The sequence below is a fragment of the Candidatus Atribacteria bacterium genome (genome assembly GCA_011056645.1).
Classification (GTDB): Bacteria; Atribacterota; Phoenicimicrobiia; order Phoenicimicrobiales; family Phoenicimicrobiaceae; genus Sediminicultor; species Sediminicultor quartus.
On the sequence record DSEL01000083.1, the window covers coordinates 1 to 3,815 of the forward strand.

Here is a 3,815-nt window from a genome sequence, read left to right on the forward strand (position 1 = left end):
CTCATAATCTATATATTGGTGATTTAACGGCTGAAGAAATTAAGCTTGGTTTATCTAATAATACAAAAGATAGAGAAAATGGTGATTATGAAATAAGGGGTAGAGACAAAGTTGCAGGTCTTCCCAAAATAATTAAAATTTCCAAAGATGAGCTCAGGGAGGCTCTTTCTGAGCCCTTAAGAATAATTGCAAATATCGTAAGAATAGCCTTGGAAAAAACACCTCCTGAATTGATCTCAGACATTGTGGATAAGGGTATAATTATGACTGGTGGAGGTGCACTTTTAGTAGGTTTACCAGAGCTTTTACAAGAAGAGATAGGTATTCCGGTTTTTGTATCTCCCAAACCGGTCTACTGTGTTATTAAGGGGATAGGAAAGGTTTTAGAGAATTTTAATTTTTATCAAGGAGTTTTGATTAGAACAAATAGAACAGTGTAAATTAACCTAGAGCGTTAAAAATATAGTACAAGTAATGAGTTTATGTTTTTAAGTTTTAAAACAGGCTACTTATCACATATTATACAATTTAATGAAAAACTGAATTGCCGGTGAGCTAATTTAATTGGCCAATTGGTAGATTGAACAATCGAGGAATGGGAAATTTGAAAAAATTTTTTTCTAAAAACGACACTTTAGTAATTTTTACTTTACTAATTATTATAACTATATTTATAATGACTATCGATTATCATGGTAAAACCTACCTTAATTGGTTAGAGAGCATTGGATTGAAACTTTTTTCCCCCATTAATCGGGGGATAACTTTAGTTATTGATAATACAAAAAACTATGTAAAAGCTATAGCTGATTTTAAGAAAGTAGAAGAAGAGAATAAAGAACTAAGAGAAAAATATGAAATTACCTATCAGGAAAACGCTATCCTAAAAGAAAAATTAATAGCTTATGATCGATTGAAAAAACTCCTAGAACTTAAAGAAGCTTTTTCTTATGAAATGATTCCCTCTTTGGTAATCAGCCGAGAACCGGGGAATTGGTTCAATAGTATAATTATCGATAAAGGAGTAGCCGATGGAGTAGAGAAGAACATGGCGGTAGCAACTCATCGCGGATTGGTAGGTAGGGTGGTTAGTGCGGATTCCCGAACAGCAAAAATATTATTAATTTTAGATCAAAGAAGTGCTGTAGGAGGTATGACCCAGAGATCGAGAGATATAGGGGTCGTGAAGGGGAGTGAAAGCAATTATTGCTATATAGAATATCTATCCAATGATGCCGATATAAAAATAAATGATGTAGTAATCACTTCCGGATTAGGAAGCATTTTCCCCAAGGGCATTATTATTGGTAAGATAGTTGGGATAAAAAAGGAAAGCCATGATCTGTTTCAAAAAGTAATAGTAAGACCAGAGGTAGATTTTACTAAACTAGAAGAAGTATTTGTGGTAAAAATATCCGAGTAGCACTTTAAGGAAGAGCTACACTAACAAATAATTTAAAGGGAGAAAGTACCATTTATAAAACCATAAAATTAGAAAATAACTTAAGAATCATAGCAGAAGAAATGCCTTATGTAGAGTCAACGGCAATTGTTTTCGGAATAGGAACTGGATCAAGGTATGAAAAACAAAAACATCAAGGAATTTCTCACTTAATCGAACATATGTTGTTTAAAGGTACCAACAAGAGAAAGGATACTTTTGAAATATCTCAGGCTATAGAAGGTATTGGCGGAGAGATAAACGCTTCTACTTCTAAAGAGATAACTTATCTATATGCCAAAGTTCCCAAGGAACAATTTGAAGTTGCTTTTGAGGTGTTAGCCGATATCATAATAGATTCATTAATAAGAGAAGAAGACCTTCGTGTGGAAAAAAACATAATAGTCGAAGAAATTAAAAAATATCAGGATATACCAGAGGAATTAGTGGAAATCTTATTGGATAAGATAATGTGGAAAAATCATCCTTTGGGAAAACCTATTCTCGGAGAAGAAAAGAGCATAGTCAATATTCAAAGAGAAGACCTTTTATCATATATAAATACTTTTTATCGTCCGAACAATCTGGTAATAAGTGCGGCTGGTAATATTAAGACAGAAAAAGTAGTGCTGCAGGCTGAAAAATATTTTAAAACAATTAGAGAAGGTGAAATTAAAAATTATTTACCTGCGAAGGATCATCAGAAAAATACTCAAATAGGGATAAAATTTAAAAAGAGTAATCAGACCCATCTTTCTTTTGGTTTTCCCGGAATTTCTCGCTTGGATCCCGATAAATACTCTCTGGATCTGTTAGATATAATATTGGGTTCGGGATTGAGTTCGCGGCTTTTTCAGAAAATAAGAGTGAAAAAAAGTTTGGCATATGATATCCATTCGTTTGTTCAGTATTTTAACGATATCGGCGCTTTTAATATTTATGCTGGCATCGATTCAAATAAACTGAGAGAAACTATCCAGACAATTTTAGAGGAGCTTAACCAGATAAAAGATAATAATTTAAAAGAAGATGAATTGAGAAAAGCAAAAGAAATGTATAAAGGTGCATTAATCTTAAGTTTGGAAAGCCCCTTAAACCGGGCATTTTGGATGGGGAACAGGATGCTTTTGCACGATAGAGTTTCGACGTTTGACGAAATAAAAGAAAAAATTGAAGAAGTAAAAGTAACAGATATTCAGAAAATGGCACAACATATTTTTATTAAAGATAAAATAAATTTATCTATTGTCGGTCCCTTCAAAGAAAAGGATAAGGAAGAATACAATTCTCTCCTACAAGAATTGTGATTTTATTTGATTACACAGTTAACCCCCAGTTTGCCAATTACCGGTTAGCCAGTTAAAATACAGTAATAAGATATTGTTATAGTACAAGTGATGAGTAATAGTTGAAAAGTAATAAGTTTCGGGTTACAGATTGCAATTTACAAGATGCAAGGTACAAGATAAAAACAAGATAAAAAGCTTGTTTTTAGTTATTAGTTTTTCGTTTTTAGCTTTTCGCCTATACGCTGTACACTATACGCTAATCAAGCATTAACGACTTGTACCATAACAATATCTAATCGACTAATTTAATCGGTGCATTGGCAAATCGGTAAATCGGCGAATTAGTTGATTATATTATGTTGTATCTTGAATTTAATACTAACGACTAACGACGAATTTAATCGGTGAATTGGTAAATTGATGCATAAGGATATAGTAAAATGCCTTTAAAATTAGGAATGGGAGATATTATTAAGTTAAAGAAGAAACATCCTTGCGGTGGTTTCCATTGGGAAATTACCAGGACTGGCATTGATATTGGCATAAAATGTCTTTGCTGTAATAGAAAGGTCCTGGTTCCTCGAGTAAAATTAGAAAGGAAGATTAGAGAAATTATCCCTCGGGATTAAGAAAAAAGTAGATGTTTTTTTGACTTTATGCCCTAAAATTTTTCTATCTTTTCTTTCTCTTTCTTAACTTGATACTCAATACTATATTAAATAAAAAACTTGATATCAAAAAAATCTATGATATAATATATATCGTTTTACATTTTCAATTTCCTTGTTCCTGAATTATTCAGGGGCTGATTAAACCGAAAGGAGGTGTCAACAGATGAGAAGTTATGAAATAATGCTTGCCATAAATCCCCAGTTAGAAGACAAAGAATTAGACTCCCTATTAGATAAATTAAAAAAGCTTATTATCGACTCCAAGGGAGAAATAACCAAGGTAAATAAATGGGGCAAAAGAAAATTAGCTTTTGAAATCAAGGATTTTACAGAGGCAATTTATATAGTCTTAAATTTTAATGTGGATGAAAAAATGATTACAGAAATGGAGAGAGTTATAAAGTTAGAAGAGAG

Annotated in this window: 5 protein-coding genes; all 5 read left to right on the plus strand. The window is 32.2% G+C overall.

Annotation, left to right across the window (positions count from 1 at the left end; genetic code table 11):
• Positions 1-440 (plus strand): rod shape-determining protein (locus ENO17_03305; protein HER24064.1); only part of this gene is annotated, 440 nt, incomplete at its 5' end.
• A gap of 155 nt (positions 441-595) precedes the next feature.
• The gene (gene mreC / locus ENO17_03310; GenBank protein HER24065.1) at positions 596-1,423 is read left to right on the plus strand and encodes a rod shape-determining protein MreC; all 828 of its coding nucleotides are present in this window, start codon (positions 596-598) and stop codon (positions 1,421-1,423) included.
• Positions 1,424-1,524: 101 nt separating this feature from the next.
• Positions 1,525-2,748: an insulinase family protein gene (locus tag ENO17_03315; GenBank protein HER24066.1), complete on the plus strand. Its 1,224-nt coding sequence runs from the start codon at positions 1,525-1,527 to the stop codon at positions 2,746-2,748.
• Between the two features lie 422 nt (positions 2,749-3,170).
• The gene (locus ENO17_03320) at positions 3,171-3,359 is read left to right on the plus strand and encodes a DUF951 domain-containing protein (GenBank protein ID HER24067.1); all 189 of its coding nucleotides are present in this window, start codon (positions 3,171-3,173) and stop codon (positions 3,357-3,359) included.
• A 205-nt stretch (positions 3,360-3,564) separates the two neighbouring features.
• Positions 3,565-3,815 (plus strand): 30S ribosomal protein S6 (gene rpsF, locus ENO17_03325; GenBank protein ID HER24068.1); only part of this gene is annotated, 251 nt, incomplete at its 3' end.